The sequence below is a fragment of the Candidatus Dadabacteria bacterium genome, assembly GCA_009837205.1.
In the GTDB taxonomy this organism is placed as follows: Bacteria; Desulfobacterota_D; UBA1144; order Nemesobacterales; family Nemesobacteraceae; genus Nemesobacter.
Map to the genome: position 1 here is coordinate 3,978 of VXTZ01000024.1, position 22,102 is coordinate 26,079.

A 22,102-nucleotide genomic window follows, 5' to 3' on the forward strand; every position below is an offset into this window, starting at 1 on the left:
TTATCGAAGTCTTCTATTGCTCGGTCAAAGTCGCCTTTGCTATATAGTACGCGAGACCGCGGTTATAGTAGGCAAAAGCTTTATCATGGGGTGATTTCTCTAGTTCAACTATTTCCGCGCATATAGGTATCAGTTCATCCCAATTTTTTTCGTCGAAAAACTGGTGTGCTTTTTGTTTCAGATTTTCTAGATTTTCCTTCATTGTCGTTTTAATTTCATGAAACAGATTTTATGCATACAGAAGCTACTCTCTGTCTTTTTTATGCGAAATTCAACAGTTAATAAAGGCTGCCCGGGTTATTGTGGTTACAAAAATGATCTGATCAAATGACAAAGATGGTTTTGGTTTGATTTCTTGGTCATTAGTCACCAGATTCAGCAATCCCGAGAACTTTTAACTTTGAACCAGCTTCCGCAAGTGGTTGTCTTAAAGCCTTTTCAAACAAAGTCATATTTGAGACAAGCCATTGAATCATCTCCGGCCAGTTATCTCTGTTATAACCGTCGAAAAGCTTGCGAAATTGGATTCTTGATGCTTTTCTGCCTTCTTTGTGGTTCCAGATAAGTTTCTTACCAAAACTTCCTTCAATTTCAGCTTGCTGGTCTTTAAGTTCGCTAAAAAGAAAATCGTTTTCTTTAGCGTTGCTACGCATGAGAGAAAGTTCTACCCTCACCTCTTTTTTACCAAATATAAGAACGAATGGACAACTGGACACGCCTGAACCGGCACTCAACCAATGGTCCTCACCCGGACTGAGGTTGTTATAAAGCTTGCATTCAGAAATTCTGAAAGACTCTAGTGCTTTTTTCCAAAATTCCAGCCTTATGACATGTCGATCTTTACGTAGCGCCTCAGTCGATTTCTCTTCTTCTTCTTTAGTTTTCATGATAATCATGAACTCTTTGGCTTCAGGCGTAGGTATGATCTGGTCTATACTAAGCAATAACTGTTCGCCAAAAACATATGGTTTTGCCCTGAAACACTGTATGGAAATTCCTTGCCCGAGTAGCCACAATGCGGTGTTTGTCACTTCCTTAGGAAAATTAGCCGCCACAAACATCAGTCGCTGGCTATTGCCTATGTTTATCTTTACTTCATCGATGTCAGATGCCTCCAGGAACTCACAAATCAAGTCCTCGGCATTGTCATCTTCTTTCAAGTATTGGCGGAAAATCTCAACAATCTGAAGTTTGGTTAAATTGGCACAATATGATGCATATTTAAGTGCCTGCCAGACCACATCCTTGCCGCTGTCATCAAGCTTGTTCTCAATGACGACCAAATTCCCGTTTTTGTCTAAAGCCAACAGATCCAACCTTTCTCTAGTCTCGGCAAAACCATCGAACTCTTTTTGTATTATTAAGAGTTCTTCACCTAGTGCGTCAGGCCGATGAGCCAACCACTCCTGAAGATTTTTCCTTTCCGTAAACCCAAGTTCGCCGAAGCCTTTAGCCTGTAAAGGGATAATCCGATTTGAAATTCTGTCAATTTGAAACATGTCAGTAAGGTCTATATTTGAGCAAAGCCCTGCCTCACCTTGTCCTCACCCCTTCGCTTTACGTTCTCCTCAAGAAGCTTTCGCCTCTTCTGCTCTGCTTCGTGTGGTTTCACCTATCCCCCTTTTCGTAGGTTTTCAGATTTATAAAGATTACTGAACTGGCCCGTTCGACTCAAGAAGTCAATTTCTTACAGGAAAGGTTCTTTCCAAGCATGTAGCGTTAAAATACTAAGTAATATCAGGAAACTATGAGCGCAGAAAGAGTGATGGAACCATTTTTGTCGTTTGATGAAACGAGCTCTCAAACTATAGAAGATCCAAGTCCACCCTGCCCTCAGACTAGCGCAATGATGAAAAGGCGGGGGAAGGGATACAGCGTACGGTTCCCAGAACCTATGGGATAAGCATCTCGAAGCCGCCGCTTGTATACCTTTAAAAACCGGTTCCGCTCAGTATCGGGCAGACCATTTAGGATCGGGCGAAGACCGCTGCCCATAACCCATTCAAAAACAGGATCTTCGCCTTCCAGCGCATGGAGATACCGCGTTTCCCAGATATCAAGGTGTCGCGTACAGGGAGAAAGGATATCGTAGTAGAACTCTGAATCCTCAACCCACTTGTTTGACAAGGCGTCAAGAAGTGAGACCTCGCCGACGGGCTTCCCGTCGGGACCACCATCTGCCAACGTATCCCGCATCAGGCGGTGAGACGGAAGGTCCCAGCTAAGCGGCATCTGGACCGCAAGGCAACCTCCCGGGTTAAGGTAGCTCACCAGGCGCGTAAACAGCTCAGAGTGGCCGTCAACCCAGTGCAAAGACGCATTGGAATATATAAGGTCCGGGCTCTCCTCCGGCACCCAGCTGCGGATATCGGCGTCCGCCCAGTGTATGGTTGACGGCTCCGCAGCCGCCTCGGCCAGCATCTGCGGTGAATTATCGATACCGTATACCTTGGATGAGGGCCAGCGCTTCGCCAGAAGACGGGTTATGTGGCCCGAACCGCAACCCAGATCATAGATCACACCTGGCGCCTCAAGGGGTATACGATCCAGCAACTCAAGGGCTGGTCGCAGACGCTCCTGGGAGAACTTCAGGTACTGATCGGGGGTCCAGCGCGTTCCGGCAACTTCACCTTGGTGCACTCTTTGCGACATGCGATTTCCTCGCTCCACCCCTCGGATATGTCCGCACGGTTTTTGTGCGGAGTGGTCAGCTACGTCGTCTTTTTAACTTCAGGAACTACGATCAGTCGCCGCTCAGGTAACTTACCACGTCATCCTGAATGGACTCGTCCACGAGTTCCCTCCACTCCTCATTGCCGCTTGCTATCGACTCGCGTATTTTGGTAGCCGATATGAACCCTATGTTCTCAGGCGGGAAAAACTCGTTCATCTCGTAACCGACTCCCCTGCCCCAGTTTACCGATTCAATGTCTGGAATCACCATCACGACTACGTCATCGCCCTTGCTCTCGTGATATTTTCTAATCATTCCGACGGTCTGTTCCGTGGTGAAGGGGTTTTTCGGGTCGGGAGGAATATCCCTTACCATTATCAGGCATGGAACTCCGTTGTCGAGTTTCTGCCTGACAAGGCTTATGTGCCCGGCGTGGTATGGCTGATACCTGCCGATGAATATCGCTCTTCTGGAAGGAGAAGGCTTTATGTCTGGATGACCGTGATTTTTACATTCCCAGTTGCTCATTATTTACCTCGTCGAGTGGATTAAAAGAAGATTTTTACTAACTGAAAGACGCACGGATTATACACACGCCCGGATTTTTTTCAACAGCGATTAATAAGGGGACTGCAGGCGCCAAAGCTTCAGACAGAAGGCATATGCGCCTTTTTCTCCGAAGTGCCCCCAAGCAGATCGATAAAACCACCGAAAGTCCGCCTGCTGAGATCGGAAAGGGCATCTATGTGTTTTGGAGTCTCGGACCTTATAACGTCGGGATTTATCTTGCCGCCGAGTTCTTCGATTTCCTTTTTGTTCACCGGAGTGACTAGCCAGCGCTCTATCATGGGCGCGTCTACCTCGAGGTGGAACTGAAACCCGTACACCTTGTCTCCGTATCGAAACGCCTGGTTCGCGCACGCGGGGGAAGTGGCCAAGTGCACGGCGCCCGGTGGAATCTCAAAAGTATCCCCGTGCCACTGAAAGACCTTCTCAACCGCGCCGAATGCGCCCATAAGACGGTCCTCTCCCCCCTCTTCGGTAGGGGAAACGTCGTACCAGCCGATCTCTTTTTCCGGGTTCTTGCGAATCCGGGCTCCGAGGGCCTTGGCAATCAGTTGCGAACCGAGACATACGCCGAGCACCGGAGCGTCCATTTCGATAAACTCCCTTATGGACTCGGTCTCCGGTACGAGGTAAGGATACTCCTCGATCTCGTCCACGTTCATCGGCCCCCCCAGAACAACAAGACCATCGTAATTGCGGAGTCTGGGGATCTTGTAGTTTGAACGGCCGAAGTTTACGTAACGTATCCTGAAACCGGCATCCCTTAGCATCGGGTCAAGAGTTCCCAGTATCTCGTGGGGGACATGCTGGAAGACAAGCAGTTTCGGCATGAGGCAGGATTTTAACCACTTTTCCAGCCCCTGTCATTTCGCCGGACCGGGGACAGTTCAGATCTCCCACTTGCCACGCAGGGTCTTCTTCCCAAGAGAGGATTCAAGCGCGGACAGAAACTCCTTTCTTGAGATTTCTCTTCCTCCGAGAGTCCTCATATGATCCGTCGGAACCTGGGAATCTATGAAATCAAAACCGGATTCCCAGCATCTCTGCGCCAGATGGAAAAGGGCCACCTTGGAAGCGTCGGTTTCAAGGTGAAACATCGATTCTCCGAAAAACGCGCCACCGAGAGACACTCCGTAAAGACCGCCGACAAGCTCTCCCTCCCGGTAGGTCTCAAAAGAATGGGCATAACCCAGTTCATGCAGTTTCCCGTAAGCCGCCTTCATCTCCTCAGTTATCCAAGTCCCGCTCTGCCCTTTCCTCTGGACCTGCGCGCAGTTCTCAACGACCGCCACGAAATCCGTATCGGCCCTCACTGAGAATTTCCCGGAAGACACCGTCTTTAAGAGGGTTTTTGAGAACCTGAAGTCCCCCGGGAGAAAGACCATCCTCGGATCGGGAGAGAACCATAAAATGGGGTCTTCCTCGGAATACCAAGGGAAAATGCCGTTTTCGTAGGCCAAAAGAAGCCTCTCGGGAGAAAGATCCCCTCCGACCGCCAGAAGCCCTCCCGGCTCCGCTTCGGATGGATCAGGAAATCTTATTCGGGAGTCGAGAAAGTAAACGGTCATCGGTTCCGGATAAAATCTTTTTAGCGTGACGGCCGCTCACTCAGGAAAATCCCTCGGGTTTGCCAATTCACTGAAGATCCTGCTTTCCCCAGGTCCTTTCGATAAAGCCAGCCCTCCCCGAACCTATTTTGTAATTGCCGTAGTGAATCGGGTTTTTCTCGTAGTAATTCTGGTGGTATTCCTCTGCCCTGTAGAAGGAAACGAGCTTCTCTACCGAGGTGACTATCGGCTTTTTGAACTTGCCCGACTCCTCGAGTTTCTTTTTCGAGAGAAGGGCTTTTTCCTTCTGCGAATCGTTATGGTAGAAGATAGCGGTTCTGTAGTGCTTTCCTCTGTCGGCGAACTGCCCGTCCACTTGGGTAGGATCAATATTTATCCAGAAAGTCTCAAGAAGGGTTTCGTAGTCTATCTTCGCGGGATCGTAAACAACCCTTATAGCTTCTGCGTGGCCCGTTCTACCCTGCCAGACCTGCTCGTACGTAGGGTTTTTCTCCTTTCCGCCCGAGTAGCCCACCACCGTCTCGACAACCCCGTCGAGGCTGTCAAAAGGAGGCTGCATGCACCAGAAGCATCCTCCGGCGAAAGTCGCTTCCATGTAACCGCTGTTTTTCCCGCTTTCCATGTCTTTAACCTCCCCTACACTTTCGTTGTACACGGGAAAAGCCGCACCCGCAAGCACAACAAGCATCGGAACAAAAACCCTGGACCAGAAATCACGTCTCATTTTTCCTCACACCAAGCAAAAACCGGGAAATTTCGACTCCGAGGACTCGTAGAGCCGCCCCCAGACAGGAATCAGTTATACACCCTTATTTCGTTATAAAGCGCGTCTCTCTCAACGGGAACGTACCCCGAATCCCGGATCATCTTTATCATGAAATCCCTGCTGTGACCCACTTCAGAAGGGGCGCCCGCGTCGTGTATGATCTTTTCCCTCATTATCGTTCCGTCCGCGTCGCTCGCGCCGTAATGCAGCGCCACCTGAGCCGCTTTTTCCCCGAGGGTGATCCAGTAGGACTTTATGTGAGGGAAATTGTCAAGATAGAGCCTCGCAAGCGCGTGAACCTTCATGTCGTATGAGGCTGGAAAAGGCTTTATGTCTTTAAGACCCGTGTTCTCCGGCTGGAAAAGAACGGGGATGAACGCAAAAAATCCGGGGGACTCGTCCTCTATTTTTCTAAGCCTCTCCATGTGGTCAACTACGTGGAAGGGTTTTTCAAGATGACCGTAGAGTATGGTGGCGTTTGTAGGGATGCCAAGTGTGTGAGCCAAGCGGTGGATTTCCTCCCATCTTGTCGCAACCGTCTTCGGGGCGCAGATCTTCTTTCTCACCTCTTCGTGCAGTATCTCCGCTCCCCCGCCCGTAAGTGCGTCAACGCCCACGTCTTGAAGGGCGAGAAGCACATCCCTCAGGGAAAGGCCGCTTATCTCAGAGAACCAGTCGATCTCAACCGCGGTGAAGGCCTTTACGTGAATATCCGGGAAATGGCGCTTTATCATCTTCACTATGTCCAGGTAATGATCGAACTCCCAGTCAGGGTGAAGGCCACCAACTATGTGAACCTCCCTCATCTCCTCGCTCAGCATGGAAAGCATCTGCTCGTCTGAGAGCTCGTAGGCGTTTGCGGACTTCTTCGTGGTCCCGAAAGCGCAGAACCGACATGATATGGCGCATATGTTGGAAGGGTTTATGTGGCGGTTCACGACGAAATAGACCTTTTCCCCCGATTTCTTTCTCTTAACGTAATCCGCCATCATGCCGACGGTGTTAAGATCGGGGGAATCAAGTATCGAAAGCCCGTCTTCAAAGGAAAGCCTGCGGCCCTCGGCGACCTTCTCCATTATGGGGAGCAGGTTCGGGTCGGTGCAGAAACTCTCGGTCAGCTCCAGTACTCGCTCCATCTCGTCTCAACCTTGTCCTTTATATCCTCCGACATCTCTATTACCGGGGGATACCACTGCTTCACAGTGGCGTCGATTCCCATCCTGCCGTCGTAAACAACGGCTGAACCCCGAAGTTCCGTATGTTCGAACAGAACATCCAGATAAGGATCAAACCTAGTAAAGATACCCCAGATAAGCTCCATGTCATCAGTTAAATCTATATCCGGGCTCACAAGAGCGATTATGCGCACCCCTTCAAGGCCCGGAGTCTCAAACAGCCTGCGTATCATCTCTTTGGGATCGGTCCGGGATTCATCTATCCGGACGGCGCAGAAACCTCCCGCAAGGAGCCTGAATCCCGTTATCTCCGGGTGTTTTTCCCTGGGATCGGGAACCTCCCTGGCGTAGGTTTTTCTCTCCGGGGTGTTTTTCCTTACTGCGTTTATTCCCATCTTGCTTCCCACGTTAAACTTGTTGCTCGTAAAATCAAGGGTATCCAAGGGAGCCCACTGTATCATGAGGAAATCCTCCCTGGGATCGAAATTCTCCCCTATTTCGTGAAGCACCGCGGAGAAATCCCTGGGGTTAACATCGCTTGAAACGCAGATCATGCACTTTGTGAGAAGGAGCTGCCCTGTTCCCCAAAGCGCAAGCATGGCCTTTATCCCGCCCTTGGGATAGCGCTCGTCGACTGAAACCGCAAGCAGGTTATGAAATCCCGCCTCTGGGTAAGCCCACATGTCCTTTACCTCGGGCTGTATTATCTTTATAAGAGGGGAGAACATCTCGCCGGCTGCGATCCCAAGGTAGAGGTCTTCCTGCGGAGGCTTGCCGACCACGATGGAAGGGTACACGGGGTTTTTCCTGTGGGTTATCTCGCTCAGATTAAAAACGGGGAAATCTGCCTCCATCGAGTAGTGACCGAAATGATCGCCGAAGGGCCCTTCCTGCCTCAGCACGTCCCTCGGAACGGAACCCTCGAGTATGAATTCCGCCTCGGCCGGGACGTGAAGTGAAATGCTCTTGCCCTTCACCATGGGCATCGGGCTTCCGCGAAGATAGCTCGCAAACGCGAGTTCGTCCATGCCGTCTGGGAGCGGAGCGACGGCGGAGAAGATCATCCTGGGGTCTCCTCCGAGGATCACCGCGGCTTCGAGGTCTCTTCCCAGTTTTTTCGCCTCGTGGTAGTGCGCGGCTCCTCCCTTGTGCGCGTGCCAGTGCATCCCAGTAGTCCTGTTGTCATATACCTGAAGCCTGTAAATCCCGAGGTTTCTTGAGCCCGTAGCGGGATCCCTCGTCAGCACAAGACCAAACGTGACGAACTTTCCCCCGTCGCGCGGCCAGCATTTCATCACGGGAAGCTTCGAGAGATCGGGTTCGGTTTCAACCTGCTGAACGTCGCCGCGCCTTACCTTCTTAGTTCTCATGGAAAGAAGACCGGTGGCCTTTGGAAGCACGGAAAAAATCCCCCCTATCGAGGGAGGATTAACCTTGCGGAATATCTCGACGAGTTCCTCGCCGACCGAGGCGGGTTTTCTGCCAAGCGCAAGCTCCACCCTCTGCTCCGTGCCGAAGAGGTTTATCACCAGGGGAAAATCTGATCCTTGGACGTTTTCAAACAGAAGGGCGGGGCCGCCTTCCCTTACAGTCCGCGACGCTATTTCCGTTATCTCAAGCTCAGGGGAGACCTCAGTTTTTATTCTCTTCAGGTCGCCTATGCTTTCAAGATGGCTTATAAAGTTTTCGAGATTCCTAAAACCTTTTGGGGGCATGAGAAAAGACTACTCCAGTTCGTCCCTCCTCCATCCCCTGCCGGTATCGACACCCACGAGGCCTAAAAGCTTGTCCACGTATCCGCTCACCACATCGGAGATCGATTCGGCACCCATGTAATCAGTCGGAGAGATCGGCGCGATAACGACTCCCTCGCGGGAAAGCTTAAGGGCGTTCTCAAGGGCGATTGTGCCAAGCGGCGTCTCCCTGAGAGCGATTACGAGCCTTCTTTTCTCCTTTAGCGCCACGGCCGCTATTCTCGTTATGAGGGTATCGGCTATGCCGTTTGCGATCTTGGCAAGCGTTGATACAGAACACGGCACTATGACCATGGAATCGAAATGGTTGCTTCCCGATGAAAAAGGAGACGCGAGGTCAGAATCACTGTAAATATCAGTCACCCAAGGCCGCAGTTCCTCAATCTTTAGGCCGAGTTCCTCGTGAAGGACTCTTTTGCCCCACTTGCTCGCCACCAGATATTTCTCATCAGGGCATCTTCTAAGGAAATCAACCCCGTAAGCGACTCCGGAAGCTCCAGTAATTCCGACTATGGTTCTCATGGTCAGGGTAAGTATATACCCGCGAGGGTGAAAAACAAAACCGCGAAACCTATCAGGATGTTGGTTCTGAAAAAAGCGGAATCCACCTGCCCGAAGCTTCTGTGCTCAAGGTAAAGGAGGTAGCCGCAGAGTAAAAGCGGCAAAAGCGCCAGGAAGCCGCGAAACGAAAGAAGGTAAAGAAAAACAAGCGAAACGAACGAAAGCAGATGGGAGATTCTGGAAACAGAAAGCGCTTTCTCTTTGCCGAAACGGGCGACAAGTGAGTAAATTCCGCGGCGGCGGTCAAACTCCTCGTCGGCCGTGGCGTATATGATGTCAAACCCCGAAATCCATAGGAAAGTGAAAACCGAGAGCATGATTGCCGGAAGCATCTCCTCAAAAGAGCACCTCACGGCAAGCCATCCGCCAAGCGGACCGAGCGCAAGGGAGAGTCCCACACCGAAATGACAGAGGCTAGTAAATCTTTTCATCAGCGGATAGACAGTAAATGCCACAAGCGGAATCGGGGAGAGAAGGAAGACAAGCGGACATATAAGATAGGCGCAGACAAAGTAAAGCAGGGCTCCCACAGCCGCCACGGCCACGGCCTCGCCCATGCTCATCTTGCCCGAGGGAAGCTCTCTTTTTTCGGTTCTCGGGTTCTCCCGGTCTATTTCCCGGTCAAAAATCCTGTTAAGCGCCAGAGCGGCGGTTCGCGCCCCTGTCCCCGCAAGGACAATCAGCACGAAAAGCCGGACACTGAATATCCCGCCGGCGGCCAAAAAAGCGCCCGCGAAGATAACCGGAAGGGAAAAAAACGTGTGCTCTATTCTAAGAAATCCCGAGAGATTTTTTAAAAACGTCATTTTGTATACGGAATTCTACCGGATGTTTCATCTGCACAAACGGTCTTTCGGGCGGATAGTCACCCGCAGAGAACGTGTCCGCAGCTTACTTTGCCTGTCATCTAAAATAACAGTAATCTTCTCAAACACATCGGAAATTTCAATGGAAATCAACATTTTGAGTCTGGAAACAAACCATGGAAACATGTGAAGCGCTTGTTTTAAGAAAATCAGATTACGGGGAAGCCGATCTAATTGTAACCCTTTTCTCAAGGGAACTCGGAAAATTCAGGGCGCTTGCCAAAAACGCGAAAAAGAGCCGAAAGCGCTTCGGTGGACGCCTCGATTTCTTTAACCGCCTAGCAATCGAAGTGACCCTGAACAAAGGAAGGTTCAATCTCATCGGGGACGTGACGCTTAAGGAAAGCTACAGGGAAATAACAGAGTCGGTTGACTCTTTCGTCGCGGCAAACCGAGTTTTGGAGCTGCTTGATTTCCTAACCCCCGAACAGGAACCCGCAGACAAGCTGTTCGACCTTGTGACAGACACCCTGGGGTTTCTCTCGGAAAAACGGGAACCGCACTCCGTTTTTCTCATTTTTCTCCTCCGCGCGTTAACCCTTTGCGGCTACAGGCCCGATTTCCGCTTTGACAGGGAAAAAGAGATCGCGGGATTTGACGTAGAGAACGGAAAACTCAGCAGTCTTGAGAAAACACGGGGGAAAAGGAACATCTATCCCTTCCACATGGACATAATGAGACACCCGGAAATCATGGACACAAACCTCGAAAAGGTAAAAAACAACATACGGATTCTAATGAGATACACCGAATACCGTACAGGAAGGCGTCTTGAGAAAACCGGGTTTGCTGACGAAACCTAAGCATGAAGCGTAGAGTCTCCGACGGAGACCGCCCGGGTCAGGTCCTGTAATCGGAATTGATTGAGACGTACTTGTGGCTTAGATCGCTTGTGAGAATCGAGTAGGCCGCCTTCCCCTCCCCGAGGCTCAGGGTTACCGTAAAGGACGGTTTTTTGAACACAGAGGCAAACCTTGATTCCGGCTTAGATCTTACCCCTTTTGAAAACACCTCTATTCCGCCAAAATAAAGCTTTATTTTTTCCGGATCGAATTTCACGCCGGCCCTTCCGGCGGCCGCCACTATCCTTCCCCAGTTCGCATCCTCCCCGTAAAACGCGGTCTTAACGAGCTGGGAAGTGGCTATCGTCCTCGCGATCTTCTCAGCGTCCTTCTTGTCCCTAGCTTCCGTAACATTGATCCTGACGACCTTCGTGGCCCCTTCGCCGTCGCTTACCATCATCTCGGCGATCTCTCCGCATAAAGACGAAAGCACGTCTACGAACCTGCCGTAATCCCCGCTTTTCTCCGTGATCTGCTTGTTTCCCAGAACCCCGTTTGCGAGGATAAAAACGGAGTCGTTGGGGGAAGTGTCCCCGTCAACCGTTATGGCGTTAAAAGAACCGCTTGCCGCTGCCACAAGAGCTTTTGAAAGAGCTTTCCGCTGAATATTAAGGTCGGTCATTATAAAACAGAGCATGGTCGCCATGTCAGGACATATCATCCCCGCCCCCTTGCCAATAGCCGAGACGGTGGCGGTCTTCTCTCCCACGGCAAGCTGTCTTGATGCGTACTTGGGAAAGGAGTCGGTCGTCATGATGGCTTCGGCCGCCTCGCGGACATTGTCTTCTCCAAGACCCTTTATGAGCTTGGGAATGGACTTTTTGATCTTCCCGACGCGAAGCCGCTCCCCCGTAACCCCGGTTGACGAAGGAATCACGAGCGATTCATCTATTCCAAGCCGCCCGGAGAGCGTGTTTGCAATTTCAAGTGAGTCTTCGTAGCCCCTTTGGCCCGTGAAGGCGTTAGCATTTACGCTGTTTATTATTAGCGCCTGGCAGAGCCCGCCTGCGATTCTCTCCTGCCCAACAAGCACAGGAGCACCTTTTATCAGGTTTTTCGTGAATATGGCGGACGCGCGGGCCGGAACCGTTGAGAATATAAGCGCCAGATCCCTCTTTTTGTCTTTCTTAAGCCCAGCGGATACACCGCTTAGCAGAAATCCCGGTACGTTTTTCATATCGCAGGTGCCCGCAACTCAGATTTCTCCGAGGCGAATTCAGTCTCGGTATTCAGTATATCCAAAAACAACAGCACGCATGTTATTTACTTAACATGGTCCCAACTATCAAATAATATCAGCAGTGATGGTTGCCTGATTCGGTACGGCCGCTCGCGAGGCATAAACTTCCGCCGGATACCTCCACGGCCTCACTTGGTATTTTAGATCAATGGCTATAATTAAGATTGCCGTCAGGGAGAAAGGAGCGGCTTCAGTTGGTCATGATACGAAAACGTACGAACAGGCAGCTCGTCATGCCTTGGAATCAAATGCCTCAATTCCTTTTTAAGCAGGAAGTCCCATGTCTTCTCGTAAGATCTCTCTAACGGGGAATAGGAGTTAAAGACTTTTGCCATAACCATAGCCCCTTTAAACTGATAAATCAGGAATTGGGGAATCAGCTTCGTATCAACTCCATCTTGAACCATTCCCGCTTTCTCGCAGTCTTCTAAGCTTATCTCAACACCGTGGTTGGTTACCTGGAAAAACTCATCAATAACAGAACGGAATTTCTGGTTTATGGAGCCTTGTTCCAAATCCATCCTTGCAATAAAACTGCCCGTCCGTAAAAAAAGGTCACGCTTAGCGTAAATTCCCTCTGTATAGAACCTGATAAAGCGCTCAAGGGGATCGATATCGCGGTTAAGGAGAATTTCTGATACGATTTTTTTCTGATAATCAACGTGAATTCCGAGTATCTTGAGCCCCAACTCCTCCTTGCTTTCGAAATGGTAGTAAAAATTACTCTTGGAAACCCCCGCCGCCTTTATGAGCATGTCGATAGAAGTTCCATTGTATCCGTAAAAACGAAAAGACTCGTAGGCAGCCTCAATAATTTTATCTTTGTTAGTAGGTCTCATCCTTATATCAACTATTAAACTCCGTAGAAAAGCCTCTGTCAATGAATTCGGGGAGTGATTACAGCATGATACGGAACGGTTGGTCCTTAATTGACGACACTGAGAATCAAAGTGTCGCCAGTTCCGGAAAAACTAACACCGGCGGTCATATCCTGCCCCAGCTCTCACGCAAGGGCAGAATCCCATTCGGGGTGATAAAAACACCCGCAGATACCCTTTCGGGCGAGTAAATCTTACAAGCAGGGAAAGCGCAGTCAGCGTCGAGAGCAACTCCTTTTTGAAGCGCACTCTCTACCCCGGCAAGTTATTTCCCCGCGATCAGGCGGGCCTAAGTCTTTCCACCATGTGCTTATTCAGAAAGAGGGAGGGGCGTTTTGAAAACTCTTAAGTCCAGTGTTATTTCTTTTGATCGTCCGTTCAGCTTGCTTCGTGGCCTGAACCGACAATCTCGCTTATGTCACTGATCCCGCTTTTATCCATGAACTCTAAAAGCCCCCTGTTTATCGAGTTCGCAACCGAAAAACCCTCTCCGCGAAGACCCGTGACCACCTGGAGGGCTTTTGCGCCCGCACAAAGCTTCTCAAGCGCAGAAGCCGTGTCGCAAACGCCCCCGACCCCGATTATCTCAAGCTCCCCGCCAGCGGCGCGGTAGATGTGGGAAATAATCGACGTTGAAAGCGACCTGTACTCAGGATCGTTTCCGCTTATTCCCCCGGGAAGACCTTCCCACTTCTCGCCGTACTTTGCCTTGAGGCCCCGGTTATCACTCGTATTGGTAGCGATTACGCCGGAAATCCCGGAATCGATCACGACCCTGAGGAGCTCATCGATCGCCTCCAGGGAAAGATCCGGGGAGATTTTTACAAACAATGGTTTCCCCGCGCCCGAGGAATCCACAAGTGACTCCGTTACCGCACCTATTATCTCCCCAAGGCGCCCTCCGTCCTGAAGCTTCCTGAGCCCCGGGGTGTTGGGGGAACTCACGTTTATTGCGAAGTAGGCGGCGTCCGTGCGGAATTTCCGCGCGACGGCGGCATAGGCCCGCGGGGCGTCTTCATGGCTTGTGTCAGAGTTTATGCCCAGATTTATTCCCACGGGCATATCGAGGCGGCCGTACCACCTGAGGTTCTCTAAAACAATGTCCATCCCCGGGCTGTTAAGGCCAAGAGAATTAAGGCACACATCGGGGGTTACCATGAACTGCCTGGGCTTGGGATTTCCCCTCTGGGGCCTCTCGACGACCGAACCCACCTCGACCCCTGCAAACCCAAGCGAGCAGAGCGCCCGAAGCGCCTTCCCGGTCTTGTCCCATCCGGCGCCCACGATAAGCGGGTTCTCAAAAGGCACGCCGGCCACGCTAACTCCGAGCCTTTTGTCCCTGACCCTAGCCCCGCCGCTTGCGGCGAACTCAAGGAATCTCAGAGTAAGGCCCGAGAACTCGCAGAGGTGCATGAGTTCCTTTACGTTATGGTGCCACGTTTCTGAATCAAGACGGTCAAGAACCGGCCTTAGAAAAGTTTTATAGATCATGCCTTTTGGAGAATTCTATCCGAACAAGGCGTCGGCAGGCAAAGCCGGCCTTCGGATGGAGCGCAGTTGGGTCAGACATTGAACCTGAAAAACATGACGTCCCCGTCGCAAACCTCGTAATCCTTTCCCTCAAGCCTCATTTTTCCGGCTTCCCTCACCATCTGCTCGGAACCTTCCCTCACGTAGTCCTCGTAGGATATGGTCTCGGCCCTTATGAAGCCCCTTTCGAAATCGCTGTGGATAATCCCGGCCGCCTGGGGCGCCTTGGTTCCCCTCTTGACGGTCCACGCCCTTACTTCTTTTGGCCCCGTGGTGAAATAGGTAAGAAGCCCGAGATTTGAGTACGCGCAGTTAACAAGCCTGTCAAGACCGGAGTCGCAAAGCCCGAGTTCCTCCAGAAAAACTGCCTTCTCCTCGTCCCCAAGTTCGGATATTTCGGCCTCTATCTTGGCCGAAACAATGATAACGTCATCTCCCGAGCCGCTCGCGTGCCCTCTCACCTTCTCGACCTCCACATTTCCTTCGGTCCCCGAAACTTCGTCCTCCGATACGTTACATACATAGATAACGGGCTTTGAACTCAGAAGAAAAAGCTCCCGCATAGTATCAGCACATTCCTCTCCACCGGGAAAATCACGCGCACGTTTCCCCGTCTCGATAAATTCTCTAAGAGATCTTACCGTCTCAAGTTCCCTGATTATGTCCCTGTCCCCGCTTTTAGACTGATTTGCTAGTCTTTCCTCCCTTCTCTCGACCGTTTCCAGGTCCTTGAGGATAAGCTCGTCCTCGATCGTGCGGATATCGCGGATGGCGTCAATTCCCTCCTCAACGTGAACAACGTTTTCATCCTCAAAACATCTGACTACGTGAAGTATCAGATCCACTTCCCTTATATGGGAGAGAAAGGCGTTTCCCCTGCCCTTTCCCTCGGAAGCTCCCTTGACAAGCCCCGCGATGTCAACGATCTCTATGCTTGCGGGGACGGTCTTCGGGGGTTTTACGATATTCGAGATGGCATAAAGTCTGGGGTCCGGAACCCCGACCACTCCTATGTTAGGATCTATGGTGCAGAAAGGGAAGTTGGAAGCGTCCGCGTCCGCGTTTGTAAGCGCGTTAAAAAGAGTCGACTTCCCGACGTTCGGGAGTCCCACTATTCCGCATCGAAGTCCCATATGTCTTTAATTTTCCGCGGCCTGTGAGGAAATGGGGTGGATGACCGGATTTGAACCGGCGACCTCTTGGGCCACAACCAAGTGCTCTAACCGGGCTGAGCTACACCCACCGCTGAAATTTTCATTGTCTACGAGGTAAAAACCGAATCTGTTAATATACCGGCAACCTCGTTAACAGACAAAATCGCCGGGAGAAAGTCGCCAAAAACCCTGCGTCTGCTTTCGGCGCCTCTGATTGCGGTTTAAACACATGACTTCCAAAATCCGACTACATTTAGTATAGTACCGAACATGGCTACCGACACTTCCGCTTTGCGATCAGACGTCCGCTACGAACCTAACGACAAACCGCCAACGCTACTGATAGCCGGGCTGGGACTGCAACTTGCCATTATCACCATATCGGGGATCGTCCTCACGCCGTTAATCGTGATCAAGGCGGCCGGCGGATCTGAGGCTTACATGATGTGGGCGGTATTCGCATCAGTCGTGATCAGCGGGATAAGCACGATACTGCAGGCCGTCAGAGTTGGTCGAATCGGCGCAGGATACGTCCTCTTGATGGGCACCTCCGGCGCATTCATCGCAATCTGCATTACCGCGATCGCACAAGGCGGACCCGCCATGCTGGCGACGCTCGTCATTATCTCGTCTTTGTTTCAATTTGCCTTGGCGAGACGTCTTTCTCTGTTTCGCCGGATACTCACCCCCACAGTCGCAGGTACGGTAATCATGCTGATTTCCGTCACCGTGATGCCAATAATTTTCGATCTCCTGGATAACGTTCAGGATGCCGCACATCCCCAGGCTGCTCCCTTCAGCGCGCTTGTAACCGTACTTGTCATCACTGGCATCGCCCTCAAGGGCACCGGTGTATTTCGACTTTGGGCACCCGTAGCAGGCGTCATTGTAGGATCCATTGTTGGCGGTTTTTTCGGAATTTACGACACGGCACGCATTTTCGAGGCCGCCTGGATCGGGTTTCCGCAAGGAGGCTGGCCCGGCCTTGATCTGAGTTTTGGACCGACGTTCTGGACGCTTCTGCCCGGGTTCATCTTTGTCACCCTGATTGGTGCAATCGAAACAGTTGGCGACTCCGTAGCAATTCAGCGCATTTCGTGGCGACGGCCACGGGCCGTAGACTTTCGTTCCGTTCAGGGAGCCGTGGCTGCCGATGGGGTGGGCAACCTGCTATCCGGGTGTGCCGGCACGATTCCAAATACGACGTACTCGACCAGCGTATCGGTAACGGAACTTACCGGAGTGGGAACCCGGACAGTCGGGGTTGCTGCGGGCATCGTCTTTCTCATCTTGGCGTGCTTCCCCAAGGCGCTCGCCGCAATTCTTGCAATTCCGAGTCCGGTGGCCGCAGGGTACCTAGCCATCCTGGTAGCCATGCTGTTTGTGGTTGGAATGAAGGTCGTCGTCCAGGACGGAATTGACTACCGCAAAGGCATGATTGCAGGAGTTTCATTCTGGGTAGGTGTCGGCTTTCAGAACGGCGTGATCTTCCCTGAGTATTTTGCGGCCTTTGCCGGTGGATTATTGCAGAACGGCATGACGGCAGGTGGTCTCACCGCTCTGCTCTTGACACTTTTTGTGGAAGTCACTGAACCTCGGCGCAGACGCATAGAGCTTCCGTTCCACATCACGACATTGCCGAAAATCCGGGAGTTTCTCCAATCGTTTGCTTCCCACAGCGGTTGGGGGGAGGCGATGGCTGACCGACTTGACGCCGCCAGTGAAGAAACCCTGCTCACACTGCTTGAGCAGAAGACGACATCAGATGAGGAAGAACCCTTGCGGCGACTGCACATTATTGCGCACAAAGAAGGCGACGAGGCTGTGCTTGAATTCATTGCATCAGCCACTGAAGAAAATCTCGAAGACCGGATCGCGCTGCTAGGCGAGCGAGCTACGGAAGCCCCAACTGAACAAGATGTGTCTCTGCGACTGTTGCAGCACATCGCCTCGTCGGTACAACATCAACAGTATTACGACACGGACATCGTCAAGATCCGCGTGAAGGCACCAGCTCCTTCATCCAATTGAGTGGTCAAAAGAGGAGAGGCGCAAGGTTTTAGCTGTGTAAGCCGGGAAATACCGGCGCTCCTGCCGTCCGTCTTCCCCTGCGAAGTCCTCGCGTACCGGCAGCTTAAAAGCCCCTTCTATGCTCGCCTGTACGATCCCTCTCAAAGCTAAAAAACCGCCGTTTTCCCCGACGCCCAACGGGTTCCGGCTGGATATTTGATTTAATCGAGAACTTGTTTATACTAGGCTGTCTTTATTCAATCATAACAGGCATCCGAGGAGTGAAGAACCAATGGGCACCACACTGCACATAAGAGACAACATCGAGCAATCCTATGGGGACGTGTACACGCCGGAAGCACTGGAGGCCCTTGAATTCATGGCCCGCTTCAACGGCGAGCAGAAGGCCCTCATGGAAAAAAGGACCCAGAGAAGAAAAAGGCGCTATGAATCCAAGGAAAGAATAACTTTTCTTGATCCAGATTCTCTTATCCCGCGCACCAATCTCAAGGTTCAGGACGCAAGGGACGGAAAATTCGAAGGACCGGAGATTCCCCACGACCTCAAAACACAGTGGATACAGGGAACGGGCCCAGCGGCAAAACCGAACTCCCCGGTTGAAAAAAGCATAAGAAACGTCGCCTACGCCCTTCTCTCGGGCGCGGACGGGTGGATGTTCGACGGCGAGGATGCCCTAGGGCAGATATCAACGATGTCCCTTGACAATCAGCGCAATCTGAAGCTCGCAATTGCGAGGGACGAAGTGTTCATGAAAACCGCCGAAGGCGTGGCCGGGCAGATGAACAGCTGGGGACGGGATTTTTTCGGACACGACATAATCGAGGACTGGGAAAAGCAGCTTGACTTCACCACCGTTATTTTCAGGGCGAGGGGACTTCACCTGGACGACCGCCACATACGCGACGCTGACGGCGTAGCGCTTTCGGCTTCCGTGGTCGACATGACGCTTTTTGTCGTTAACAACTACAGGGAACTCGCCAAGAGAAACTCATCCATAGTCCTTTACCTGCCCAAGATCCAGACCGCCGAGGAAGCCGCGCTATGGAACGAGATGCTAAGCGCCCTTGAGGGCCACATCGGGCTTCCCGAAGGCACTATAAAGGTATACGTGCTTATAGAGCAGCTCGAGGAAACGTTCCAACTGATGGAGATAAGGGCAGTTTTGGGCAAGCACTTCGCCGGGTTTAACACCGGCAGGTGGGATTACATAAACAGCGTCTCTGACGCCATGGCGTGGGATGAGGATTTCGTTAACCCGAACATAGAGTCGATCACCATGACCTACGGATACATGAGAAACTACGAGGACCGCGTTAGAAGGGCCGTTAATACCCCGGACGTAAACGGGAACTTCGCGCTCTGGCAGGGAGGCATGGAGCCCAACATACCGGTGGGATCGAAAGAAGGGGTCGAGAGCAGCATGGAGAAGGCCTACGCGGGGGCCGTAAGGGAGCAGCAGGAAGGGGCGAGCGGCAAATGGGTCGCCCACTGGAAGATGGTCCACATAATAAGGCCCGTCTGGGATAAGGTCGGCGAGGAGAACCAGCTCGGAAGGGAATTCCCTCTCCTTACCTACACCCAGGAGGACGCAGACGGCCTCATACTTCTTGAGCCCGCCCCGAGAACGATAAGGGGGGCACGCAACCTGCTTAGCGTCGGACTTCAGTACGGAAACGCATTCGGCCAGGGATTCCAGGCCGCGGCGCTCAAGCCCGCCGACTTCTTCGGAAACGACGACATTCTCTACCTGATGGAGGACGCCGCTACCGGAGAGATAAGGCTCAGCATACTCTGGGAGTGGATCCACAAGGGAGCGGAGCTCACCGAGGACGACCCCGAGACCGGGCTTAAGGCCGGGGACACGTTCACCGTCGAGGTCTTCGAGAGGCTTCTTGAGGAAGAGTACGCAAAGCTCCAGGCGGCAAGCGACAGGGATGTCCACGACATCTCCAAGCCCACTACCCTTCCGATAGCGAAGCAGATAGTGAGAGCCTACGTGCTTGACGACGTAAAGGTGCCGTGGTACATAGACCTGCTCAACATAAACCTAAACAACCATGACCACGAGGTGGCCTCGCAGAGAATCGAACTCTACATGACGGAGTTCGCGGGCAATGACACGAGAATCACCGAGAACCTCGATTTCGTAATCTAGGTTCCCGAAGAAACAACCATTTTTATTTTCAGGAGAGCATATCGATGAGCCAGTTAGAAGCTGAGATAAAGAAGACGAAAAGGTATTTCTCAAGCGCGCGCTTTAAGGGAATAACTCGTCTTTACTCGCCCCGCCAAGTGGTGGAGCAGAGAGGAACCATAAGAAGGGACTACTCAATCGCGAAAAACGCCGCGGGGGCGTTCTACAAAAGACTCCGCGAGCTTTTCGCCGAGCGAAAGCAGATAACGTCCTTCGGCCCCTATTCGCCCGGCCAGGCAGTCATGATGAAAAGAAAGGGAATAGAGGGCATATATCTCGGCGGATGGGCCACGTCGGCAAAGGGATCGATCGGCGAGGACCAGGGAGCGGATCTCGCTAGCTATCCGCTTAGCCAGGTGCCGGACGAGGCGGCCCCGATAGTGAGGGCGCTTCTCGCCGCGGACAAAAACCAGAGATACAACCGGGCCAGGATGACCGATAAAGAAAGGGAGCAGACACCCGAGATTGACTACAGCCCATTCATAATCGCCGACGCGGACACTGGGCACGGCGGCGATGCCCACGTTAGAAACCTTATCAGAAGGTTCGTCGAGGCGGGCGTTACAGGCTATCACATAGAAGACCAGAAGCCCGGAACCAAGAAATGCGGTCACCAAGGCGGAAAAGTTCTCGTTCCTTCCGACGAGCAGATAAAGAGACTTAACGCCGCCCGGTTCCAGCTCGATATCATGGAAGTGCCCGGAATAATAGTTTCAAGGACCGACGCCGAAGCCGCCACCCTTCTTGACGGAAACGGAGACGAGCGCGACCAGCCGTTTGTCCTGGGAGCAACCAAGCTCAACATCCCAAGCTACAAAAACGCCTACCTGACGATCCTTAAAAGAATCCACGAAAAAGGCGTAAAGGAGATAAATGGCCACAAGCTCTACAAGATAAGCAAAGAGGTCTATGCGGAAACGGACAAGTGGCTTGAGCAAACCGGCATAGCGTCGGTTATTGACGAGACTATAGAAGCAATGAAGGGGGACACCCAGGAACTTGAAACCGCTTTGGATTCCGTAGTCACCAAGTTCGTTGAGATATGGGAAGAGGAATCCGGCCTGAGCACCTTCGGCGAAACAATAGAGACGCTAATGGAGTTTAACATGGAGCAGGGCATTGAATTCGACATGACCATCGAGCAGTGGAGAGAGTTTGCCAAGACCGCCTCCACTAAAGACGCCATGGAGAAGGCCGATTCCCTGGGAATCGACTACATATGGGACCCCGAGATTTCAAGAACGCCCGAGGGATACTCCCAGGTAAAAGGCGGAATTGAATACGCGATCGCAAAGTCGCTTGCCGTGGCGCCCTTCGCCGACCTGCTCTGGATGGAAACCAAGACGGCAGACCTTGAGGACGCAAGGCAGTTCGCGGACGCCATTCACGAGGTCTTTCCGGACAAGATGCTTGCCTACAACCTCTCTCCTTCCTTTAACTGGGACACGACGGGAATGACCGACGAGGAAATGAAGAAATTCCCCGAGGAGATAGGAAAGCTCGGCTTCGTGTTCGATTTCATAACCTACGGAGGCCACCAGATCGACGGCATGGCCGCCGAAGAGTTCGCAACCGCGCTCATGGAAGACGGCATGCTCGCCCTGGCGCGCGTGCAGAGAAGGCTGAGGCTCATAGATTCGCCTTACAAGACTCCGCAGACCCATGTCGGAGGACCCCGCATGGACGGAGCACTTGTTGCAAGTTCCGGAAGAACCGCGACCACGAAGGCTATGGGCAAGGGTTCGACGCAATTCCAGCACCTGGTTCAGACGGAAGTCTCTATCAAGCTTCTCGAAGAGTGGCTCGAGGCCTGGACAAGACACTACAAGATCAAAGACAGCTTCACTGTTGAACTCAAGCCTCACACCGTGGGAACTTTCGTGCTTGAGTTGAACATCATAAACGGCAACGGCGATAAGGTAGGGGACGTCATATTCGAAATACTGCAGGACAGAAAAGGAGAGAAAATACTGACGGTGAGGGACGAGAACAATTTTGATCCCGCACTTCGCCAGAAACGTCTCGCGACACTGCTTCACCTGTTCCTGATTCACCGTTACAGAACCGATTTCGTGCATTACGTAAGCCCCACGGAAGACAATCTCATGCAGACCAAGGGGATGATGAGGCTCGGAATCTACGAATCGGTCAACACAGAAGTCGGTCACATAATAGTGACCAAGGTGAACGTCGAATACGTTAAGGAGCTGCTTAGCCCCGACCGCAGGGAACTCAAGAAGCTCATCGCAAAAAAAACCGGTAGACGCAAAAAGAAGTAACAGAATGCCGGATTGAAAAGATT

18 protein-coding genes and 1 tRNA gene are annotated in these 22,102 nt (G+C 52.0%); 4 read left to right on the top strand and 15 right to left on the bottom strand.

Annotation, left to right across the window (positions count from 1 at the left end):
* Positions 1 to 362 precede the first annotated feature (362 nt).
* From F4Z13_05485 to F4Z13_05530, 10 genes are all read right to left on the bottom strand, one after another.
* Complete coding sequence (locus F4Z13_05485; GenBank protein MXZ48688.1) at positions 363 to 1,499, bottom strand: DUF4268 domain-containing protein; 1,137 nt, start codon at positions 1,497 to 1,499, stop codon at positions 363 to 365.
* Positions 1,500 to 1,833: 334 nt separating this feature from the next.
* The gene (locus tag F4Z13_05490) at positions 1,834 to 2,652 is read right to left on the bottom strand and encodes a methyltransferase domain-containing protein (GenBank protein ID MXZ48689.1); all 819 of its coding nucleotides are present in this window, start codon (positions 2,650 to 2,652) and stop codon (positions 1,834 to 1,836) included.
* Between the two features lie 91 nt (positions 2,653 to 2,743).
* Positions 2,744 to 3,202 carry a hypothetical protein gene (locus F4Z13_05495; protein MXZ48690.1) on the bottom strand — a complete coding sequence of 153 codons (459 nt, stop codon included), beginning with the start codon at positions 3,200 to 3,202 and terminating at the stop codon, positions 2,744 to 2,746.
* Between the two features lie 119 nt (positions 3,203 to 3,321).
* Positions 3,322 to 4,071, bottom strand: coding sequence for a type 1 glutamine amidotransferase (locus F4Z13_05500; GenBank protein ID MXZ48691.1), 750 nt, complete (start codon positions 4,069 to 4,071; stop codon positions 3,322 to 3,324).
* A 57-nt stretch (positions 4,072 to 4,128) separates the two neighbouring features.
* Positions 4,129 to 4,809 carry a leucyl/phenylalanyl-tRNA--protein transferase gene (locus F4Z13_05505; GenBank protein ID MXZ48692.1) on the bottom strand — a complete coding sequence of 227 codons (681 nt, stop codon included), beginning with the start codon at positions 4,807 to 4,809 and terminating at the stop codon, positions 4,129 to 4,131.
* A 67-nt stretch (positions 4,810 to 4,876) separates the two neighbouring features.
* Positions 4,877 to 5,404: a peptide-methionine (S)-S-oxide reductase MsrA gene (gene msrA, locus F4Z13_05510; protein MXZ48693.1), complete on the bottom strand. Its 528-nt coding sequence runs from the start codon at positions 5,402 to 5,404 to the stop codon at positions 4,877 to 4,879.
* A 200-nt stretch (positions 5,405 to 5,604) separates the two neighbouring features.
* Positions 5,605 to 6,711, bottom strand: coding sequence for an aminofutalosine synthase MqnE (gene mqnE, locus F4Z13_05515; protein ID MXZ48694.1), 1,107 nt, complete (start codon positions 6,709 to 6,711; stop codon positions 5,605 to 5,607).
* A complete protein-coding gene (locus F4Z13_05520; protein ID MXZ48695.1) occupies positions 6,690 to 8,465 on the bottom strand; it encodes a menaquinone biosynthesis decarboxylase in 1,776 nt (591 codons plus the stop codon). The genes mqnE and F4Z13_05520 overlap by 22 nt, the downstream gene beginning before the upstream one ends.
* 9 nt (positions 8,466 to 8,474) lie before the next feature.
* Complete coding sequence (locus F4Z13_05525; protein MXZ48696.1) at positions 8,475 to 9,026, bottom strand: UbiX family flavin prenyltransferase; 552 nt, start codon at positions 9,024 to 9,026, stop codon at positions 8,475 to 8,477.
* Positions 9,027 to 9,028: 2 nt separating this feature from the next.
* Positions 9,029 to 9,871 carry a 4-hydroxybenzoate octaprenyltransferase gene (locus tag F4Z13_05530; protein ID MXZ48697.1) on the bottom strand — a complete coding sequence of 281 codons (843 nt, stop codon included), beginning with the start codon at positions 9,869 to 9,871 and terminating at the stop codon, positions 9,029 to 9,031.
* A 176-nt stretch (positions 9,872 to 10,047) separates the two neighbouring features.
* Here F4Z13_05530 and recO point away from each other — a divergent pair, with 176 nt between their 5' ends.
* A complete protein-coding gene (recO, locus tag F4Z13_05535) occupies positions 10,048 to 10,734 on the top strand; it encodes a DNA repair protein RecO (protein ID MXZ48698.1) in 687 nt (228 codons plus the stop codon).
* A gap of 37 nt (positions 10,735 to 10,771) precedes the next feature.
* Here the strand turns inward: recO and argJ are convergent, their stop codons facing one another.
* From argJ to F4Z13_05560, 5 genes are all read right to left on the bottom strand, one after another.
* Positions 10,772 to 11,950, bottom strand: a complete 1,179-nt coding sequence (gene argJ / locus F4Z13_05540; protein MXZ48699.1) for a bifunctional glutamate N-acetyltransferase/amino-acid acetyltransferase ArgJ — start codon at positions 11,948 to 11,950, stop codon at positions 10,772 to 10,774.
* Positions 11,951 to 12,183: 233 nt separating this feature from the next.
* Positions 12,184 to 12,852: a TetR/AcrR family transcriptional regulator gene (locus F4Z13_05545; GenBank protein ID MXZ48700.1), complete on the bottom strand. Its 669-nt coding sequence runs from the start codon at positions 12,850 to 12,852 to the stop codon at positions 12,184 to 12,186.
* A gap of 417 nt (positions 12,853 to 13,269) precedes the next feature.
* Positions 13,270 to 14,382 carry a quinone-dependent dihydroorotate dehydrogenase gene (locus F4Z13_05550; GenBank protein ID MXZ48701.1) on the bottom strand — a complete coding sequence of 371 codons (1,113 nt, stop codon included), beginning with the start codon at positions 14,380 to 14,382 and terminating at the stop codon, positions 13,270 to 13,272.
* A gap of 71 nt (positions 14,383 to 14,453) precedes the next feature.
* Positions 14,454 to 15,554, bottom strand: coding sequence for a redox-regulated ATPase YchF (ychF, locus tag F4Z13_05555; protein ID MXZ48702.1), 1,101 nt, complete (start codon positions 15,552 to 15,554; stop codon positions 14,454 to 14,456).
* 32 nt (positions 15,555 to 15,586) lie between these two features.
* A tRNA-His gene (locus F4Z13_05560) sits at positions 15,587 to 15,664 on the bottom strand.
* Between the two features lie 181 nt (positions 15,665 to 15,845).
* Between F4Z13_05560 and F4Z13_05565 the strand changes: the two genes are divergently transcribed.
* The 3 genes from F4Z13_05565 (at position 15,846) to F4Z13_05575 (ending at position 22,079) form a co-directional block, all read left to right on the top strand.
* Entirely contained in the window at positions 15,846 to 17,606 is a 1,761-nt protein-coding gene (locus tag F4Z13_05565; GenBank protein MXZ48703.1) for a hypothetical protein, read from the top strand.
* Positions 17,607 to 17,877: 271 nt separating this feature from the next.
* Positions 17,878 to 19,761, top strand: coding sequence for a malate synthase (locus F4Z13_05570; GenBank protein MXZ48704.1), 1,884 nt, complete (start codon positions 17,878 to 17,880; stop codon positions 19,759 to 19,761).
* 44 nt (positions 19,762 to 19,805) lie between these two features.
* Entirely contained in the window at positions 19,806 to 22,079 is a 2,274-nt protein-coding gene (locus F4Z13_05575; GenBank protein MXZ48705.1) for an isocitrate lyase family protein, read from the top strand.
* The last annotated feature ends 23 nt before the right edge of the window (positions 22,080 to 22,102 follow it).

What these genes read in the sequence shown, in the direction of transcription:
- F4Z13_05485 (MXZ48688.1), bottom strand. Translation starts at nt 1,499, where the DNA reads ATGTTTCAAATTGACAGAATTTCAAATCGGATTATCCCTTTACAGGCT.
- F4Z13_05490 (MXZ48689.1), bottom strand. Translation starts at nt 2,652, where the DNA reads ATGTCGCAAAGAGTGCACCAAGGTGAAGTTGCCGGAACGCGCTGGACC.
- F4Z13_05495 (MXZ48690.1), bottom strand. Translation starts at nt 3,202, where the DNA reads ATGAGCAACTGGGAATGTAAAAATCACGGTCATCCAGACATAAAGCCT.
- F4Z13_05500 (MXZ48691.1), bottom strand. Translation starts at nt 4,071, where the DNA reads ATGCCGAAACTGCTTGTCTTCCAGCATGTCCCCCACGAGATACTGGGA.
- F4Z13_05505 (MXZ48692.1), bottom strand. Translation starts at nt 4,809, where the DNA reads ATGACCGTTTACTTTCTCGACTCCCGAATAAGATTTCCTGATCCATCC.
- msrA (MXZ48693.1), bottom strand. Translation starts at nt 5,404, where the DNA reads ATGGAAGCGACTTTCGCCGGAGGATGCTTCTGGTGCATGCAGCCTCCT.
- mqnE (MXZ48694.1), bottom strand. Translation starts at nt 6,711, where the DNA reads ATGGAGCGAGTACTGGAGCTGACCGAGAGTTTCTGCACCGACCCGAAC.
- F4Z13_05520 (MXZ48695.1), bottom strand. Translation starts at nt 8,465, where the DNA reads ATGCCCCCAAAAGGTTTTAGGAATCTCGAAAACTTTATAAGCCATCTT.
- F4Z13_05525 (MXZ48696.1), bottom strand. Translation starts at nt 9,026, where the DNA reads ATGAGAACCATAGTCGGAATTACTGGAGCTTCCGGAGTCGCTTACGGG.
- F4Z13_05530 (MXZ48697.1), bottom strand. Translation starts at nt 9,871, where the DNA reads ATGACGTTTTTAAAAAATCTCTCGGGATTTCTTAGAATAGAGCACACG.
- recO (MXZ48698.1), top strand. Translation starts at nt 10,048, where the DNA reads ATGGAAACATGTGAAGCGCTTGTTTTAAGAAAATCAGATTACGGGGAA.
- argJ (MXZ48699.1), bottom strand. Translation starts at nt 11,950, where the DNA reads ATGAAAAACGTACCGGGATTTCTGCTAAGCGGTGTATCCGCTGGGCTT.
- F4Z13_05545 (MXZ48700.1), bottom strand. Translation starts at nt 12,852, where the DNA reads ATGAGACCTACTAACAAAGATAAAATTATTGAGGCTGCCTACGAGTCT.
- F4Z13_05550 (MXZ48701.1), bottom strand. Translation starts at nt 14,382, where the DNA reads ATGATCTATAAAACTTTTCTAAGGCCGGTTCTTGACCGTCTTGATTCA.
- ychF (MXZ48702.1), bottom strand. Translation starts at nt 15,554, where the DNA reads ATGGGACTTCGATGCGGAATAGTGGGACTCCCGAACGTCGGGAAGTCG.
- F4Z13_05565 (MXZ48703.1), top strand. Translation starts at nt 15,846, where the DNA reads ATGGCTACCGACACTTCCGCTTTGCGATCAGACGTCCGCTACGAACCT.
- F4Z13_05570 (MXZ48704.1), top strand. Translation starts at nt 17,878, where the DNA reads ATGGGCACCACACTGCACATAAGAGACAACATCGAGCAATCCTATGGG.
- F4Z13_05575 (MXZ48705.1), top strand. Translation starts at nt 19,806, where the DNA reads ATGAGCCAGTTAGAAGCTGAGATAAAGAAGACGAAAAGGTATTTCTCA.